General features: G+C 63.8%; 19 protein-coding genes. 7 read left to right on the forward strand and 12 right to left on the reverse strand.

Annotated elements, in window-relative coordinates:
• Positions 1-57 precede the first annotated feature (57 nt).
• Positions 58-1,056, forward strand: a complete 999-nt coding sequence (locus tag QM609_RS12510; protein WP_283337289.1) for a GNAT family N-acetyltransferase — start codon at positions 58-60, stop codon at positions 1,054-1,056.
• Here the strand turns inward: QM609_RS12510 and QM609_RS12515 are convergent.
• From QM609_RS12515 to QM609_RS12535, 5 genes are all read right to left on the reverse strand, one after another.
• Positions 1,019-1,726, reverse strand: coding sequence for an alpha/beta fold hydrolase (locus tag QM609_RS12515; protein ID WP_020968806.1), 708 nt, complete (start codon positions 1,724-1,726; stop codon positions 1,019-1,021). The two genes, QM609_RS12510 and QM609_RS12515, sit on opposite strands and share 38 nt — an antisense overlap.
• 11 nt (positions 1,727-1,737) lie before the next feature.
• Positions 1,738-2,859, reverse strand: a complete 1,122-nt coding sequence (locus QM609_RS12520; RefSeq protein ID WP_003944321.1) for a glycoside hydrolase family 76 protein — start codon at positions 2,857-2,859, stop codon at positions 1,738-1,740.
• Positions 2,860-2,916: 57 nt separating this feature from the next.
• A complete protein-coding gene (locus QM609_RS12525; RefSeq protein WP_063314838.1) occupies positions 2,917-3,609 on the reverse strand; it encodes a TrmH family RNA methyltransferase in 693 nt (230 codons plus the stop codon).
• Positions 3,609-4,208: a DUF6636 domain-containing protein gene (locus QM609_RS12530; protein WP_003944380.1), complete on the reverse strand. Its 600-nt coding sequence runs from the start codon at positions 4,206-4,208 to the stop codon at positions 3,609-3,611. Before QM609_RS12530 ends, QM609_RS12525 begins: the two co-directional genes overlap by 1 nt.
• Before the next feature lie 67 nt (positions 4,209-4,275).
• On the reverse strand, positions 4,276-5,058 hold the full coding sequence (locus QM609_RS12535; RefSeq protein ID WP_003944309.1) for an SDR family oxidoreductase: 783 nt from the start codon (positions 5,056-5,058) through the stop codon (positions 4,276-4,278).
• A gap of 34 nt (positions 5,059-5,092) precedes the next feature.
• Here QM609_RS12535 and QM609_RS12540 point away from each other — a divergent pair, with 34 nt between their 5' ends.
• The gene (locus tag QM609_RS12540) at positions 5,093-5,536 is read left to right on the forward strand and encodes a hypothetical protein (RefSeq protein WP_007726759.1); all 444 of its coding nucleotides are present in this window, start codon (positions 5,093-5,095) and stop codon (positions 5,534-5,536) included.
• A 4-nt stretch (positions 5,537-5,540) separates the two neighbouring features.
• Here the strand turns inward: QM609_RS12540 and QM609_RS12545 are convergent, their stop codons facing one another.
• A complete protein-coding gene (locus QM609_RS12545; RefSeq protein ID WP_007726757.1) occupies positions 5,541-6,254 on the reverse strand; it encodes a lysoplasmalogenase in 714 nt (237 codons plus the stop codon).
• Between the two features lie 49 nt (positions 6,255-6,303).
• A complete protein-coding gene (locus QM609_RS12550) occupies positions 6,304-6,984 on the reverse strand; it encodes a lysophospholipid acyltransferase family protein (protein WP_003944312.1) in 681 nt (226 codons plus the stop codon).
• Between the two features lie 63 nt (positions 6,985-7,047).
• Between QM609_RS12550 and QM609_RS12555 the strand changes: the two genes are divergently transcribed.
• Genes QM609_RS12555 through QM609_RS12565 form a run of 3 tightly spaced genes read left to right on the forward strand, consistent with a single transcriptional unit; the run spans position 7,048 to position 9,368 of the window.
• Entirely contained in the window at positions 7,048-7,611 is a 564-nt protein-coding gene (locus tag QM609_RS12555; RefSeq protein WP_076948799.1) for a TetR/AcrR family transcriptional regulator, read from the forward strand.
• A gap of 33 nt (positions 7,612-7,644) precedes the next feature.
• On the forward strand, positions 7,645-8,088 hold the full coding sequence (locus QM609_RS12560) for a MarR family winged helix-turn-helix transcriptional regulator (protein WP_003944339.1): 444 nt from the start codon (positions 7,645-7,647) through the stop codon (positions 8,086-8,088).
• A gap of 23 nt (positions 8,089-8,111) precedes the next feature.
• Entirely contained in the window at positions 8,112-9,368 is a 1,257-nt protein-coding gene (locus QM609_RS12565; RefSeq protein ID WP_003944384.1) for an MFS transporter, read from the forward strand.
• Positions 9,369-9,419: 51 nt separating this feature from the next.
• On the opposite strand, the gene pyrE is transcribed toward QM609_RS12565, so the two are convergent.
• The 5 genes from pyrE to clpB all read right to left on the reverse strand — a co-directional run bounded on the left by pyrE (position 9,420) and on the right by clpB (position 15,555).
• On the reverse strand, positions 9,420-9,953 hold the full coding sequence (gene pyrE / locus QM609_RS12570) for an orotate phosphoribosyltransferase (protein WP_003944385.1): 534 nt from the start codon (positions 9,951-9,953) through the stop codon (positions 9,420-9,422).
• Positions 9,954-10,051: 98 nt separating this feature from the next.
• The gene (locus QM609_RS12575) at positions 10,052-10,852 is read right to left on the reverse strand and encodes an SDR family NAD(P)-dependent oxidoreductase (RefSeq protein WP_037131478.1); all 801 of its coding nucleotides are present in this window, start codon (positions 10,850-10,852) and stop codon (positions 10,052-10,054) included.
• Positions 10,853-10,898: 46 nt separating this feature from the next.
• A complete protein-coding gene (locus QM609_RS12580) occupies positions 10,899-11,786 on the reverse strand; it encodes a TtfA family protein (protein ID WP_003944407.1) in 888 nt (295 codons plus the stop codon).
• Positions 11,787-11,872: 86 nt separating this feature from the next.
• Positions 11,873-12,844: a hypothetical protein gene (locus QM609_RS12585; RefSeq protein WP_064688856.1), complete on the reverse strand. Its 972-nt coding sequence runs from the start codon at positions 12,842-12,844 to the stop codon at positions 11,873-11,875.
• A 158-nt stretch (positions 12,845-13,002) separates the two neighbouring features.
• Positions 13,003-15,555 carry an ATP-dependent chaperone ClpB gene (gene clpB, locus QM609_RS12590; RefSeq protein ID WP_007726750.1) on the reverse strand — a complete coding sequence of 851 codons (2,553 nt, stop codon included), beginning with the start codon at positions 15,553-15,555 and terminating at the stop codon, positions 13,003-13,005.
• A 182-nt stretch (positions 15,556-15,737) separates the two neighbouring features.
• Here clpB and QM609_RS12595 point away from each other — a divergent pair, with 182 nt between their 5' ends.
• Both QM609_RS12595 and QM609_RS12600 read left to right on the forward strand, forming a co-directional pair.
• On the forward strand, positions 15,738-16,934 hold the full coding sequence (locus QM609_RS12595) for an FAD-binding oxidoreductase (protein ID WP_007726748.1): 1,197 nt from the start codon (positions 15,738-15,740) through the stop codon (positions 16,932-16,934).
• 16 nt (positions 16,935-16,950) lie between these two features.
• The gene (locus tag QM609_RS12600) at positions 16,951-17,697 is read left to right on the forward strand and encodes an FAD-binding oxidoreductase (protein ID WP_076948798.1); all 747 of its coding nucleotides are present in this window, start codon (positions 16,951-16,953) and stop codon (positions 17,695-17,697) included.
• Positions 17,698-17,700: the final 3 nt, after the last annotated feature.

Here is a 17,700-nt window from a genome sequence, read left to right on the forward strand (position 1 = left end):
AGGGTTAGGGTTCGCGTGATTCCAACTCGGGGTTGGCAGCTCGGTATCGTCACATGGGTGAGCCGCGTAGTCGTAGCCGAGTTCGTACCGTCCGGATCGACAGCATCGGTTCTTCACCAGTGGTGTGAGGTCTTCGCCGAAGGCCAGCGTCACCTGTCCGGAACTGCGCCGACAGCGACGGCGCTGATGGAAATGATCGAGGCCGAGGACAATTCGGCCGATGTATGGCGTTGGATCGCACGCGACGGTGGAACGGACGAAGTCCTCGGCATCGCCCAGGCGCGACGCAACTCGGCGGAACCTGATCTCGCAGAGTTTCGGATGTACGTGACACCCCACGCGCAGCGACGAGGGGTAGGACGAGCGCTTGCCGAACTCGCCGAAGTCGAGATCGCCGGGTTCGGCGTGCGAAGAATCAGAGTGACGGCGCTCGTCGGAAGCGCAGCCCAGCATTTCCTGGGATCGTTCGACGGCCACCGTGTGTTGCTTCGGTTGGCCAACCAGGTTCAGCACCTCAGCCCTCCCACCGCACACAGCACCCGCCCCGGCTATCGAATCGTCAGTTGGCGCAACCGAACCCCGGACGAGCTGGTCCACTCCTTCTCGGAGGCTTTGAACCGACTCCTCGACGCGCCGGGCGCCGAACTGCAGATGCCCGAACGTAATTGGGGAGCTGACGAGGTCAGATCGTGGGAACAGAAGATGACGGGTGGCTCTCAAGTGCTCCTGGTGTGCTGCGCGGTCGACGACAGCGTCGGCGAAGTAGCCGCAGCGACAGTGGTGACGGTGGACGAACATGACAGCACCCACGCATCGCAGCACGACACCGTGGTACTTCCCCAGCACCGCGGACACGGTCTCGCTCGGTGGGTCAAGGAGCAACAAGCGTCTGTGTTGGCAGCTGAATTTCCCTCGCTGCAAAAGATTTACACAACGGTGAACGCGGAAAACCACCCGATGCTGACCGTCAATCGGAGCCTGGGATACCAGACCGTTGCGGAGCGGATCCTGGTGGAGATCAGGAGAGTCGAGAATGCGTCGCACAAGCCTCGGTGACGATCTTCCTCCACAGGAGCGGGTGAGACTGCCAGAAGTTGTGCGCGACACCGTCGACGACCTCGAAACTACCGTTAGGCACGAGCTCGGCCAGTTGCTGCAACGGCCACGACGGGCGAATATCGTCGGCCGCCGCGAGAAATGTCATGGGCACGGGTGAGTCGGCCAACTGCCGAAACAGCTGTGGTTCATGGATCCATTCGATGAACGATTCTTGAAGCGATTGCCAGACAACAGGTTCCCAAGGTATCTGCGGGTCCGGCTCGATTCCCGCTTCGTACTGCTTCGACCAGGTCCGGTCCTTGTGGAGGCCGTGCCCCGCGATGCCGACGACGCCGGACACCGATTCCGGACAGTCGAGTGCGTACCGCACCGCCAAGTCGGATCCCCACGAGTGCCCCAACACGACCCAGCTGTCGATCTCGAACGTGCGTCGGACGAGTTCGAGGTCCGCAACCGCCTGCGCCATCGTATGAGCGCCGCCACCGGACCGGCCGACTCCGCGTGGCTCAGGGCACCACGCGCGCATTCCTTCCGGAACCAGCTCGTCGTGAGCAAGATAGTGAACGCATCCCGGGCCGCCGGAGAGAACCAGAACGTCCGCCCCTGCCCCACCGACATCGATGTGAAGACGTACGCCGTCCGTGTCGACCACGTGCCGGGATTCCATGAGGGAAAAGCCTAACGCTTACGCGGGTATCCAGCCGCCGAGACGACAAATGCCGCCTCCATGAGCATCCACCCACCTACCTGCACCGAGAGGTCTCGCTCGGGCACGCTCGACGAGCGCACCGTTCCGGCGGCGAAGGTGGCGATGTCGCCGGACAGACTCGGCAACTGAGCATCCTTGGTCCAGTCGTGCCCGAACAGCGGCAGGCCTTCGATCTGCAGTCTGTTGTTCCAGGCAGCTTCCGCGGAGGAGAGAACGATCTGCGCTGCGAGTTCGCGCGCTCGCAGGTCCTCGTGAGTCTCCCAGGACAGGTTCACCACCACGAACGCGAGGTAGCGAGCCAGGATTGCGTTGAACAGTCCGCCGTCGCCTCCGCCACCGCCCGTGATGACTCCGTACTCGGTCATGCCGTCGTACACCGCGTCGACGAGTTTGTGGACTCGCTCGCGGTGGCGCGGTTCGCCCAATCGCGTCGACAACTCGGTTTCCAACCCCAGCGTGACGCCTTGACAGTACGAATAGATCGCGCGCTCGAGGGTGCCGTCGCGGCGGATACCGTCGAAGATCAGTCCGGAGTCCGGATCCCGCAGTGTCTCGTCGATCCAGTCGGCCGTTGCCTGCGCACGCCAGAGTTTTCCGGTGCGCGCCAGCATGATTCCGGCGGGTCCGTTTGCCGGTGTGTTGTAGAAATCGGAGCCTTTGCACCACGGAATACCGCCGCCGTCGGCCGGGGACCACGAATCGAAGAGTTGCGATTCGAGCGCCTGAACCGCGGTTCGGTGATCGACCGAGAACATGCGTTGCGCACGTTCGAGCGAGAGGCCCAGCCACGCCATGTCGTCGTAGTAGTTGTTGGTCCACGCCGAGACGTTGCGGACCCGCACACTGCGGGCAACCTTCGCGACCCGGCGACGACGCTTGGGGGTCGGGTCACGTTCGAGTGCGTCGATCGCAGTATCGAGCAGGTGCGCTTGCCACCAGTAGTGCCACGGCTTGAACATCCGCTCGCGTCGAACAGCAGGCCAGGCAACCACGCCGAGTGCTGTCCGGGGCATTCCCCACAGGCGCCGAAGGTGACGACTGACTATCGCGCCCTCAGCCGCATCGGCCCGCTCTGCCCACACTTCCTGCATAACTACCTATCCTGTCTGGTCGAGGCGCTACACGCTAGCCGGAATTCGCGAGCGAGATCAGCGGGAATCGGCGAGATCGGCATGCTCACGTACCCACGCGTGCATCGCGATGCCGGCCGCGACACCGGCGTTGATGCTGCGAGTCGAACCGAATTGTGCGATCGAGACCGTCATGGACGCAACCTCTTTCGCATGATCGGTCACTCCGGGGCCTTCTTGACCGAACAGCAGGATGCACTCCCGCGGCAGGCTTGCCGTTTCCAGCGGCACCGACCCCGGGGTGTTGTCGACGGCCACGATCGTGAGTGAATTCTCACGGGCGTACTCGACGAGTTCGCCGATGTCTGCGTGGTGAACGATGTGTTGGTATCGATCGGTCACCATGGCGCCCCGCCGATTCCAGCGCCGACGCCCCACGATGTGGACCGCGGCCGCGGCAAACGCGTTGGCCGTGCGGACCACCGTGCCGATGTTGGCGTCGTGCGCGAAGTTCTCGATGGCGACATGCATCGTGTGACGGCGTGAGTCGATATCCGCGACTATCGCTTCCCGCGTCCAGTACCGATACTCGTCCAAGACGTTTCGACGATCACCCTCGGCCAGAAGTACCGGGTCGTAGCGCGCGTCGGTCGGCGGTTCCGTGTCGTGCTCCTCGGCCCAGGGTCCGACGCCGTTGGGGTTCTCGCCCCACTCGGTGGGTCCCGGTTCACCGGCTCCGCCGGACACCTCGTCGGCTGCGACTTCGGTCATCAGAACACCTCGTTGGAATCTGCAGCCACGGTGAAGCCGTGGGTGGTCTGATCGTTGACACACGAGACGTCTGTCGCGGTGGTCGTACAGGTGAAACCCAGTTTGCTCAGCGGTTGACCGGCCGCCAACACCGGATCGGCGTCGGGGCCGCCAGAGGTGTACACCTCTCCGCCCGAACACATGAAAGCACCCTCACCCTCGTCGGTGACGCGAATACCGTTGCCCCAGTTGACCATGCAGCTCTCCGGCCGCGGCGGAACGGGAGTGGTCGTTCCCTCGCACCCGGCTTCGATTCTGGTGGGCAACTTGATGATGCCGCACTGGAAGTTTCCGTCGGGAGTGGTGAAGTAGTACGACTCGTTGCGCTCGAACTGCACGTCCGTGAGTGTCGTCGTCGGTGGCAGCGTCGTGGTCGGTGGTTCGGTGGTCGTGGGGACGACGGGCGCGACGGTGGTGGTTGTCGTCGGCACTGCGGTAGTGGTGGACGAACTGGGCTGGGCCGCTACGGTCGGCGCTGAATCCGCCTCCCCGCTGCACCCTGCGAGCACGAGCGCCGACCCGACGCCCAACAAGACGAACCCCACCCGAACACGAACCACCCGACTACCTCCACACACGTCATCTTGGCCCAGCAACAGCCGACAGTGCACTCTATCGTGTGGTCGACTAAGTGCTGGTGACGCGCTTGTTCATCAGCCGTGAGAGCCACGCGGGCGAGAAGCGCGACGCGCTGAGGAAGAGCTTCGCCTGAGTTCCGACCGGGTAGTGAACCTTGTGCATCCGTCCGGCGCCGCGTGTGGCCGCCCACAGTTCCTGCGCGACGTCGGTTGCAGTCAGCTTGATACCCAACGATCTGGTGGCTCCGGTGTCCATTCCAGTGACCATCGCGGTCTGGACGAACAACGGCCAGAGCGCGAGAACACGGATGTCGTGCTGTGCCCATTCCAGATCGAGCGCCTCGGTCAGGCCGCGGATCGCGAACTTGGTTGCACCGTACGTCGCCAGTTCGGGCTGGCCGTAGATCGCCGAAGCGGAGCACAGATTGACCACCTGAGCGCCGACGGTATCGCGAAGGTACGGGAAAGCCGTGTGCGTGCCGTTGAGGGTGCCGGTGATGTTGATGTCGACCATTCGGCGATGCGCCGCAAGAGAAATATCCTCGAACCGTCCCGAGGAGAGCACGCCCGCATTGTTGATCAGGATGTCCAGACGCCCGGACTCCCCGGCAAAATCGGCCAGACACTGCGCCCATCCCGCCGGATCGGTGACATCCAGGACACCCGTCACGACACTGCCGCCGAAACCGTCGATCTCGGCCTTCAAGGAGGCAAGGCCGGCGTCGTCGATGTCGAACGCGCCGACGCGGTATCCGTTGCGCGCGAACAACAGCGACGTCTCCCGCCCGATTCCAGCCGCAGCACCGGTGATGAAGACGTTCGGTTCGCTCATCCGGTCAGGCTATCCTGGATGTGGAGGAAATCTGATGAATCACCGTCGCGTCGTACACACCGTGTGTTTCATCGCGGTGGGGTATCTGATCGTGCTCGCCGTGTGGCTCGGATGGCTGGTCGAGCACACTCCGCCTGGCACGCTGCCCTATCAGATCGGCGGGCTGCTCGCCGCTTTCGGCTCGGTTCTCGGATTCGGAATGGCATGGGCCAACCGCCCGACCCGCGCCGAGCGCAAACTCGAAAAGCACGGCCTCGAAGGGTGGGCACGAATCGACACCGTCACACCCCTGCGCCGAACCGTCGACGGCGAATTGGCCAAGCTCGCACTCCACCTCACGGTTCCAGGTTCCGATTCGTACTCGGGCCGGATCGAGTACGAGATCCGACCCGAGTACAAAGACAAGATCACTCCCGGATCCACGGTCACCGTCATGGTGGACCCGAAGAACCGAGACCGAATCATGCTGTGCCCGTGAAAGACTAGACGCTCTTCTTGCGCCCCAGCGCCAACATGCCCTCCACCAGCATCAGCTGCGCTCCCGCGTACGACGCCAGGATCACACCCTCGGCAGCAGCGCGGCCGGCGGTCCCGCGGATGAACAGACGACGCACCACGATCAGTCCGTCGGATGCGGTGAAGAGCACTCCGCCCAATCCGAGCCAGGAGCGTCGATCCTTGTTCGGGACGACCACGTCGAGCACGGCCTTGGACTGCGGTGCCAGAGCGGGGTCCGCCGACAACGTCGAGGTGGTTCCCAACATCAATCCGTATCCGGTGAGCGGCGTCGACACGCTCGGGGCCTTGGCACGGAGCAGTCCGGACGCCGTCGACCAACCGCTGATGCGGGGCCGCAGGGCAGCGCGGGTCGGCCGAGCGCCGCGCCGCAGCAGGAGCGCCGAGTAACTGGCCTGCATCACCGCGAACGAGGACGCGCCCTTGATCAGACGAGCATCGTTGTCCGGGTCGATCATGAACACGTCGCCGACAGTTGCAGCGGCGAGACCGGCCAGAAGCAGTGCGGTATCGGCAGTTTCCGTCTCCGAGCGCTTGCGCAGCACTCGGGCGGCCAGAGCGGGTGCGATCAACGGCTTCGCGATCTGCTGAACCCGCTCGTTACCGACTACTGCCCCGACCACTGTCGCTGCCGTCGCCGCCGCAAAAACTGCGTGCTCGATGCCCCACTTGCCCGCCATCACAATCCTCCTGTTGGTTACACGTCCAACAGCGACCGTACTGTGTCACTCAGGCGGCATCGCCGGATTTGACGTCCGCGCCGTAGACATCGACGTATTCCTGCCCCGACTGGTCACAGAGCACTGCCATCAATTCGTCCGTCGCCGCACGCACGACGGCCTGGTAGCCACGAAGTTCGCGGTACCGAGAGAAGTCGATCGGCTCCCCTACCGTGATCCGGACCTTGCTGAAGCGCCACATCCGCGTACCCGGCGGGTTGACTGCGTCGCCGCCGTGTACGACGACGGGAATGACCGGCGCCCCGGTTTCCAAGGCGACTCGAATCGCTCCGGTCTTTCCCTTGTACAGGCAACCGTCGGGTGATCGTGTTCCCTCGGGGTAGATCCCCCAGACACCACCCTTGTCGAGAATCCCGATGGCCGTGTCCAACGCCGCACGGGAGGCGTCGGCGCCGCTACGGTCGATCGGCACCTGACCGGCCCCACCGAAGAACCAGCGCTGCATCGCGCCCTTCACACCGGTCCCGGTGAAATATTCACTCTTCGCGACGAAGGTGATGCGTCGGCGCACCATGAGAACCAGGAAGAACGAGTCGACGACTGCCCGATGGTTGCCGGCGAGAATCACCGGCCCTTTCTTGGGGATGTGGTGCTGACCCTCGATCGTCGGCCGCCCGAACAGCCAGAGGACCGGGCCGATCAGGACGTATTTGAACAGCCAATAGAGCACAGGGCATCACCTTTTCCGTCCAGTAGACAGTGTCTACGACGAGAATAGTAGACACTGTCTTCCATGACTGTCAGCAGCCTTCGCGAAACACTCGTCGCCACCGGCGTCGAGATTCTCGATGCCGACGGCGCCACAGAACTGACGCTACGGGAGATAGCGCGTCGGGCGGGCGTGTCGCACGGCGCCCCGCGGAGATACTTTCCGACCCACAACAGCCTGCTAGCCGCAATTGCCTCATACGGCCTGCGCGATCTCGCCGACAGACTCGATCCCGTCCTCGCCGGCAAACAACCCGCTCGTAGCCGATTGATCTCGGCAGCAATCGAATACGTGTCATTCGCCCAGGAGCGACCGGCGATGTTCGAGTTGATGTTTCGCCACGACCTCCTCGAGGGCGCAGGCAGCAACCTCCGAGAGTGTTCACTCCCGCTCTTCGCCGCCCTGCAATCCCTGACCGAAGAGGCCGACGCCTCCGATCCCACCACATCTGCGTTGAACATCTGGACCGGAACCCACGGCATCGCAGTGCTGGCGGCAAATCGAAGCCTCGCACTCGTCGCACCCGACCTCGATGTGCCGTCGCTGGTAGCCACCGCCGTGACGGACCACCTTCCACGGACTCGTTGATTTACATAGTTAACCTATGCAATAATATTCTTCGTGACAGACGAAGAACAGCAACTGCACGAACTACTCGTCGACCTCGTGAGCAATACGCACCGCTTCGCGAAGCTGGCAGGCTCCTTCGCGTCCGATCAGTACCCACGCGCCTGGCTGCGCGCACTCTCGCTACTCGAGGAATACGGCGAAATGCGGATCAGCGACTTCGCTCGACTCGACAGAAGCTCGCAGCCCTCTGCCACTGCACTACTGCGCAAACTCGGCGAGAACGGTTACGTCGAACGCCGCGCCGACCCCGAGGACGCCCGGGCAGTTCGAGTGGCCATGACGGACAAGGGACGAAAGATCTTGAACGACGGCCGAAACGAGATCGCCGACGCTCTAGTCCCCCACTTCGTCGAACTCGGGCCCGAGCAGATCAAGAAACTGGCCGACGGATTGGCCGAATTGCGGTCCATCATCAAGACTTCCGATCCCAGCTGAAACACCCACCACTGAAAAAGGAGGTGGCCGTGAGCAACACGACCGCGACATCAACGCACCAGAACGAGGCTCCGCCGAGCCTCCTGAAACAACCGAAAGCGGTGTGGGCGGTAGCCTTTGCCAGCGTCATCGCCTTCATGGGCATCGGATTGGTCGATCCGATCCTCAAACCGATCGGCGAACAACTCGACGCCACACCGTCGCAGGTTTCGCTGCTGTTCACCAGCTACATGCTCGTCACCGGCGTGGCCATGCTCATCACCGGTGTGGTGTCCAGCCGCATCGGCGCCAAGAAAACACTTCTTGCAGGCCTTGCCATCATCATCGTGTTCGCTTCTCTGGCAGGCGCTTCCAGCACCATCGGCCAGATCGTCGGATTCCGTGCGGGCTGGGGACTCGGCAATGCACTGTTCATCGCAACGGCGCTCGCGGCAATCGTCGGCGCGGCCAGCGGCGGCGTGGCACGGGCGATCATCCTGTACGAGGCTGCACTGGGAATCGGTATCGCAGTCGGACCGCTGGTCGGCGGAGTTCTCGGTGACATCAGCTGGCGCGCACCGTTCTTCGGCGTCGCAGCCCTGATGGCGGTCGCCTTCATTCTCATCGTCGTGATGCTTCCGAGCGCACCCAAGCCCGAACACCACACATCCATCGCTGCGCCCTTCCAGGCGTTGCGGCACCGCGGGCTACTCACCGTTGCCATCACCGCGCTGCTCTACAACTACGGATTCTTCACGCTGCTCGCGTACACGCCGTTCCCCCTCGACATGGGGGCGTACCCGATCGGATTCATCTTCTTCGGTTGGGGCCTGATGCTGGCGATCTCGTCGGTTTTCCTCGCCCCTCGCCTGCAACGACGCTTCGGCACCCTGCCGATGATGATGCTGGCACTGACCCTGTTCGCACTCGACCTGGGCATGATGGCGCTGTTCACCGAGAACAAGATCGTATTGATCGTCGGTGTCGTCCTCGCCGGTTTGTTCCTCGGCGTGAACAACACACTCATCACCGAAACCGTCATGATCTCAGCTCCCGTGGAGCGGTCGACCGCCTCGGCTGCTTACAGCTTCGTTCGATTCGTCGGCGGCGCCGCTGCTCCGTGGGTAGCCGGCAAGCTCGGCGAATCCAACGTCCACATGCCGTTCTGGGTCGGCGCGGTGCTCACCCTCGCCGCCGTATTCGTCCTGTCGAGCGGACGTAAGGTTCTCGCTCACGTCGACGACCACGATCCCGCGCCGCACAGCGTCGACGAAGCACTCGCCGTCACCGTAGGCGACTGACCCCTGTGAGTGGTTGAGGAGCGCAGGGACTCCTTAACCACTCACGGGGCGTCAGCTCAGGTTCAGATCTTCCAGGCCCAGCAGCGAGCGGTACTCGACGCCCTCGGCACCGATCACCGCATCCGCACCCGTCGCGCGATCGACGACCGTAGCGACTCCGACCACGGTGGCCCCTGCCTCGCGCAGGGCCTTCACTGCTGTCAACGGCGAATTGCCCGTCGTGGTCGTGTCCTCGACAACCAGGACACGCTTGCCCACGATGTCCGGGCCCTCGATCTGGCGCTGCATCCCGTGGGCCTTCGCGGCCTTGCGGACGACAAACGCATCGATCGGTCGGCCGGGAGCGTGCATCACCGCCATAGCAACCGGATCGGCGCCCATCGTCAAACCGCCGACGGCGTCGAAATCCCAGTCCGCGACCAGTTCACGCAGCAGCGAGCCGATCAGCGGCGCTGCCTTGTGGTGAAGTGTCGCGCGGCGAAGGTCGACGTAGTAATCGGCTTCCTTGCCCGAGGACAACGTCACCTTTCCGTGTACAACAGCCAATTCGCGCACCAGCGCAGCCAAATCCTCACGATCGCTCATGAGTGCTCAGCCTACCGACCACTGCCTTGTGTTCGGCTTCTGCCTCTGGGCTACGTCCGGCTTCCGCCTCTGGGCTACGTCCGGCTTCCGCCTCTGGGCTACGTCCGCCCGCGGCCACGTCCGACGATGTTGGTCAGCCGGCGAACCAGCCCCTTGGGAACGAGACGCCCGGCCGTCGTGAGGACCTTGTACTGGAATCCCGGAATACTGATGACCTTGTCGTCACCGAGATCCTTCATCGACGCCGCAACCACCTGGTCGACGCTCAGCCACATCGGCTTGGGGATCGTGGACATCTCGATGCCCGCGCGCTCGTGGAACTCGGTGCGAATGAAGCCCGGGCACAGCGCCTGCACGCGCACTCCCGTCCCGGCCAACCCGCCGGACAGCCCTTCGGTGAACGAGATGACATAGGCCTTGCTTGCCGAATACGTCGAACCCCGCCCGGACAGCAGGCCCGCGACGCTCGCCACGTTGACAATCGTTCCGTGCGCCGACGCGATCATGCTGGGCAGCGCCGCACGGGTCAGCCGCATCACGGCGGTGACGTTGACGTCGAGTTGAGACTGAAGAAGCGCCGGATCGGCGGTCCAGAACTCGCCGGAGGTACCGAATCCGGCGTTGTTCACCAACACCTCGACGCCCTTCTCCAAACGAAGCGCGACCGTGTCGCGTCCGGCCTCCGATGCGAGATCGGCAACCAGAATCTCCGACTCGGTGCCGAACATCGTCTTCAACTCGGACGCGAGGTCGTGCAATCTGACCTCGTCACGTGCGACGAGAACCAGGTCGTATCCGAGGGAGGCGTATTTCTTGGCGAAACCGGCGCCGAGACCAGAGGTGGGTCCGGTCACCAGGGCAACGGGACGCACAGGGCGATCCGAGTGGGAAGTCGACATACCGGCCACGCTAGTGGTTATCGCGCCTGGACGGGAACCTTAAAGGTCAGTCGACCGGGCGAATTGTGCCCGAGCGCTGCGACGCCGGGCGCTGAGCCGGCTTGTCAGCCGCCTCGGGCTTGCGCAGCGATTGATCCGGACGTGGCGCAGATTCCCGCGGTGCGGGCTCACGCGGTGCGGACTCACGCGGGGCAAATTCACGCGGCGGAGCGTCACGGGGCGGCTGCTCTTGACGCGAACGGGGCTGTTCTACCGGATCCGGAGTTGGGCGAGACTTCTCGGCGCCCGGCCGCGGGCGGCTCGGATCGTGATCGACCTCGAGTTCGTTGGGATCGGTGACGGGAGGCAGGACATGCAGAATGCCGGACAGGCGCGCAACCGACTCGATTGCCGCGTCCCAGTCCCGGCCGTTACTGGTCACCGGAAGCGAACCGAGCGTCCACTGCCCTTCGCTCCACAGCATGCTGATCGACGGCGGAACCGATTCGGTGAACGCCACCATGCGCTGATCACAGACACGACGTGCGATCTCGAGATCGGTCGCGAAGACGACTCGTGAACCGATCGCACCCAACAGGTTCAGGTCGCCGTCCTTGGGCGGAGCCGTCGACTTCAACCGAAGGTCGATGTCGACGTCCGACCCGATCTCGCGGCGAACAGCCACGATGGTTGCGGTCTCCTCCAGGTCGAACAGCACGAACTGCTCTCCGCGACGGCGGCCGCGGACGACGTCGGTAGCAGTGAGGTAGTCCTGCTTGGCCATGACCGCGCGGTGCCATTCGCCTGCCAGCTGATCGTCAGTGGCCGTGTACGTGTAACCCTGCGCCTTGGCCCAGATCTGACGCACTCGCCCGGATTGATCTCGCCTCGTCCTGTCGACGTACAGAAGCGCACCCGCGCCTGCGAGTGCAATTGCTGCCAGTCCGAACCACATTCCAGTCATCACCCTCCAGGGTAGCGACTCGCGGCCTCAACCTCCCGCGACACCCTGGTGGGCTCGCCCGATGTGTCGTGAACGACTCAGTTGCCGAACTTCGGCAGCGACGTACTCAGAATCGTGTTGGCGGTCATCGTGCCGTTCTCCACCGGCGTTCCGTCGACGACGATGTTGTCTCCCGGTTGCAGATCGGCGATGGTGGCGCGGTTGAGCGCGATGAGCGTGGTGTCCGCGGTGGTCAGAATCGTCACCTGCGAACCCCCGATCGAATCGATGACCAACGTGCCGCCGTCGTTCGACTTCACGGTGCCGACGGCTCCCCCGGCGTCACCGATGACTTCGCCGAGCCCGCCTGGAAGCTGGCTGAGCGGAGAATCCGTCGTCGGAGTCGGCGCCGTGGTGCTGGCCTTCGGCGGTGTCGTGGTGGGCGCCTGCGTCGTGGTGGTCGGGGGAACGAAAGCGGTCTGGGTGCCCTTGTCGTTCGAGCCGAACGCCGAGAACGCGATGATCGCGATCACGGCGACCAGGATCCCGACCACACCGGCGGCCACCCACGTCGCGAGCTTGCGCTTCTTACCGCCGCCCGACGATCCATCGTCGATGAACGGCTGTTCCGGCGGAACTCCACCGCCACCACCGGCAACCGGATACTGCTGTGTATTTCCGTACTGCTGCGTGTTCCCGTACTGATCCGGGTTCCCGTACTGCTGAGCGGTGTACGGCGGATAGGCCTGCGTCGCACCAGGCGGCGGCGCCTGCGGATCGAACTGCGGGTTGTAGGCAGGGAACGCCTGAGTGGGATTCGGCTGCTGCCCCTGCTGCCCCAAGTACTCCGTGTTCTGATCCGGTCCGCCGTAGGGATACTGCTGTGCCCCCGGATACTGCTGTGCCCCCGGCGGCTGACCGAAATACTCCGTCGGCTGGTTCGGATTCTGGCCGGACACCGTCCCGTACTGCTCCGTCGGCTGGTCGGGCGTACGCCCCCACACCTCGGTCGCCTCGGGATCCTCACGGCGCGGCCCACCCGAGTTACGCGGATCGTTCTGATCGGTCATGCCTGGCTCACCTTCGGTTGGGACGAAAGAGCGTCGGAGTCGTTCGGAGAGGCGCGGGTGCACTCGTCCCCGGTTCGAGCATCCAGCCATCCAGGGTAGAACAAAATGCGAATGCCCCGCCGATCCAAGTGGATCGACGGGGCATTCCGCTTACCGAATCAGGAGAGAACCAACTGATCCGCGTCCTCGCTGACACCGACGTGCACGGTGTCGCCGTCCTGGACCTTGCCGGCCAGGAGCAGCTTGGCGAGCTGGTCGCCGATCGACTGCTGAACGAGTCGACGCAATGGCCGAGCGCCGTACAGCGGGTCGTAGCCGCGCACTGCGAGCCACATCCGAGCCGCACCGTTCACCTCGAGGGTGAGACGACGCGCAGCCAGACGCTTCTGCAACTGCTCGAGCTGGATGTCCACGATGTGCTCCAACTGCTCCTCGGAGAGCGAGTCGAAGATGACCACGTCGTCGAGACGGTTGATGAACTCCGGCTTGAACGCGTGGCGTACCGCATCCATGACCTGCTCCCGCGTGCCTCCGGATCCCAGGTTGGAGGTCAGGATCAAGATGGTGTTGCGGAAGTCCACCGTGCGGCCTTGACCGTCGGTCAGTCGGCCTTCGTCGAGTACTGCGAGCAAGACGTCGAACACGTCGGGGTGTGCCTTCTCGACCTCGTCGAAGAGGACCACCGAGTACGGGCGTCGTCGAACTGCTTCGGTGAGCTGGCCACCGGCTTCATAGCCGACGTATCCCGGAGGAGCACCGACGAGTCGGGCCACCGAGTGCTTCTCACCGTATTCGCTCATGTCGATGCGGATCATCGCGCGCTCGTCGTCGAAGAGGAAGTCCGCCAAGGCTTTGGCGAGCTCCGTCTTACCGACGCCGGTCGGGCCGAGGAACAGGAAGGAACCGGTGGGCCGATTGGGGTCGGCGACACCTGCTCGGGCGCGGCGAACCGCATCCGAGACGGCGACGACGGCGTCGGTCTGGCCGACGACGCGCTTGCCGAGTTCGGACTCCATGCGGAGCAGCTTCTCGGTTTCGCCTTCCATCATCCGGCCGGCGGGGATTCCGGTCCAGGCTGCGACCACGTCTGCGACGTCGTCGGGCCCGACCTCTTCCTTGAGCATCACGTCACCGTCGGAGGCAGCTCCGGAAGCGGCTGCTGCCTCTTCCAGTTCCTTCTCGAGCGCCGGGATACGGCCGTAGCGCAACTCGGCTGCCTTGCCCAGATCGCCGTCACGCTCAGCGCGTTCGGACTCTCCTCGCAGGGTTTCGAGCTGTTCCTTCAGCACGCGCACCGAGTCGATGGCCTGCTTTTCGTTCTGCCAGCGGGTGCTGAGCTGATTGAGCTTTTCGCGGTCGTCCGCGAGTTCCTGACGCAGCTTCTCGAGCCGCGCCTTGGACGCGTCGTCGGTTTCCTTCTCGAGTGCCACTTCTTCGATTTCGAGTCGGCGAACCGTGCGTTCCACCTCGTCGATCTCGACGGGACGCGAGTCGATCTCCATACGAAGTCGCGATGCGGCTTCGTCCACGAGGTCGATGGCCTTGTCCGGCAGGAACCGCGACGTGATGTAGCGGTCCGACAGCGCGGCAGCCGCCACCAACGCGGAGTCGGTGATGCGCACGCCGTGGTGCACCTCGTAGCGCTCTTTGAGGCCGCGCAGGATACCGATGGTGTCCTCGACCGAGGGCTCACCGACGAGCACCTGCTGGAAACGACGCTCGAGTGCTGCGTCCTTCTCGATGTACTTGCGGTACTCCTCGAGTGTGGTCGCACCGACCAGCCGCAGCTCACCACGGGCGAGCATCGGCTTGATCATGTTGCCTGCGTCCATCGCGGATTCACCGGTGGCTCCGGCGCCGACGATGGTGTGCAACTCGTCGATGAAGGTGATGACCTGTCCGGCACTGTTCTTGATGTCGTCGAGGACAGCCTTGAGGCGTTCTTCGAATTCACCGCGGAACTTGGCACCGGCGACCATGGACCCGAGATCCAGGGACACGACGGTCTTGCCTCGCAGCGATTCCGGGACGTCACCCGCGACGATGCGTTGGGCAAGGCCCTCCACGATCGCGGTCTTGCCGACGCCGGGCTCACCGATGAGTACCGGGTTGTTCTTGGTACGACGCGAGAGCACCTGCACGACACGGCGAATCTCGGTGTCGCGACCGATCACCGGGTCGAGCTTGCCGCTACGTGCAGCTTCGGTGAGGTCGGTGGAGTACTTTTCCAGCGCTTGGTAGGTGCCTTCGGGCTCCGGGCTGGTGACGCGAGCGCTGCCGCGGACGGTGGTGAAGGCTTCACGCAATGCGTCCTGGGTGGCGCCGTGCCGTACGAGCAACTGTGCGACGTCGGAGTCCCCGCCGGCCAGTCCGTAGAGGACGTGCTCGGTGGAGACGTATTCGTCGTCCATCTCGGTGGCGAGGTGCTGAGCAGCAGTGAGTGCCGCGAGTGCCTCACGCCCGAGTTGCGGGGTGGAGCTTGCGCCGGTTGTCTTGGGCAGGCGATCGACGATTGCCTGTGCTTCACGGTGTACGACCGTGGGGTCGACGCCTACAGCTTTGAGTAGTGGGGCAGCGATGCCGTCGGTCTGGTCGAGCAATGCGACCAGCAGATGGGCAGGCCGGATATCGGGGTTACCCGCCGACGACGCCGACTGCAGTGCAGCCGTCATCGCAGCCTGGGTCTTGGTTGTTGGTGTGAACGAGTCCACTTGTCACCTTTCTGGCGAAGTCGAACGGGAAGAGCCGCGACCGGTTGGTATTGCGACTGTGTCAATATGCTCAACGCGGACAAACTTGAGTCTATTCCGCTCAAGTTTGTTTTCGCCAGGCCGAGTTGGTTTCGTAGGTCACATTTTCAGCCGTACTAGAATTGTGGCGAGAGTTGCAGCTGGTGCGAAAGGGGGATGGATTGGATCCGACAGTGATCGCCCGTCTGCAATCCAGCCTCGATTCTCTGACCGACGACGAAGAGAGCCGTGCGCACTTCTCGGCAGTGTTCTACACCGGCCTCTTTGCGGAACATCCTCTGTACCGCTCATTGTTCCCGGCCGGGATGGAATCGCAGGGCCACCGTTTCTTCAGAGCCATCGAGTTCGTCGTGAAGAATCTGCCCCAGCATCGCCGAATCCGGAAGTTCCTCACCCAACTCGGCCGCGACCACCGTCGCTACGGCGTCGAGCGTGAGCACTACGAGGCCGCCGGCGTCGCTCTGAAGCGCGCGGTTCGGTCGATGTACGGCACGAGCGCGCACAGCCGCTACAAGTGGACGCCGGAGCTGGACGAGGCCTGGTCTCAGTTCACCGACCTCGTCGTCGGCACGATGGCCGACGGCGCCGAATCCGATACGACCCCGGCGCTCTGGGGCGCAACCGTGGTCAGCCACGAACGAGTCCTCGACGATCTGGCGATTGTTCGCCTCGAAGCCGACCCACCCATTCCGTACGGGGCGGGGCAATACGTAGGTGTTCAGATTCCCCAGCGCCCGAAAATGTGGCGGTATTACTCACCGGCGATTCCGACCAACCCTTTCGGTCAGCTCGAGTTCCACATTCGCAAGGTGTCGGGAGGATGGGTCAGCCCCGCGATCGTCAGCGAGACCAACGTCGGTGACCGCTGGGTCATGTCCACTCCCCTCGGCGGCCTCGAGGTCGACTTCACCAGCGACCGTGACGTTCTCATGATCGGGTCCGGCACCGGTATCGCTCCACTGCGGGCACAGGTGATGGAAATGTCTCAACGCGCGCACAACCCGCGCGTGCACCTGTTCGTCGGCGGCCGCTATCCCTGCGATCTGTACGACCTCGAAACCCTCTGGCACATCTCGCTCAGCAACCCGTGGTTGACCGTCGTACCGGTTTCCGAAGAACCCGAAAACCCTTGGTGGCACAACGGACCGGTGCTCGAACCACCGTTCGGAATGCACAGCCGGCTGATCGGACCGATCGGAAAAGTGGTCGCGCAGTTCGGTTCGTGGGCCGACCGTCAGGTGCAGATCTCGGGGTCACCGTCGATGATCAAGACAACCGTCTACGCCTTGCGTGCCGGCGGAACTCCGCTCGACCAGATCCGGCACGACCCGCTCTACTGACTACAGGAGTACTTTCATGGCCCAGCGAACCTGGTCGAGCACAGTCGTCGAACATCACCGTCTCCGTGAGGATCTGGCGGTTGTTCGTCTTGTCGGCGACGTCGTCCCGTTCCGACCCGGCCAGTACGTCGACGTCAGCGTCCCGCAGAATTCGCGGTTGCTCCGTCGACTCTCCCCTGCACTGCCTCCCTCACACGACGGGAAGTTGGAGTTTCACGTCAAGACGGTTCCCGGCGGTTGGGTCAGCGGTCCGATAGTCAAGGACACCCAGCCTGGCGACGTCTGGCAGATCCTCGACCCGCGCGGCAACCTGTCCGTCGACGAGAACGGCCCCACCGTCATCATGGTCGCGGGCGGAACCGGTTTGGCCCCACTCCGGTCGATCATTCTCGATCTGGCTCAGACCCCGAACCCGCCGCAGGTGTACCTCTTCTTCGGTGGCCGAACGCTTCGTGATCTCTATGCGGCGGACATGCTGTGGCTGCTCGCCGACCAGTTTCCGTGGTTGCAGCCCATTCCTGTCGTCGAAGATCTCTCCGACGGCGGCCCGCCCGACGGATGGTTCGACCGGTTGAACGTCGACATCGGATTCGGCGACGATCATCTCATCGAAGGCACGCTCGCCGACGTCGTCGCGTCGTACGGTGCGTTCACCGAACATCAGGTCCTGGTGTGCGGATCGGCGGCCATGGTTCGGTCGACGCGTGATCGATTGATCGAGGCCGGAACGCCGGCCGAGGTCATTCAGTTCGATCCGTACTGACGG

Origin of the sequence: Rhodococcus sp. IEGM 1302 (assembly GCF_030056935.1) — a bacterium.
GTDB classification, from domain to species: Bacteria; Actinomycetota; Actinomycetes; order Mycobacteriales; family Mycobacteriaceae; genus Rhodococcus_F; species Rhodococcus_F qingshengii.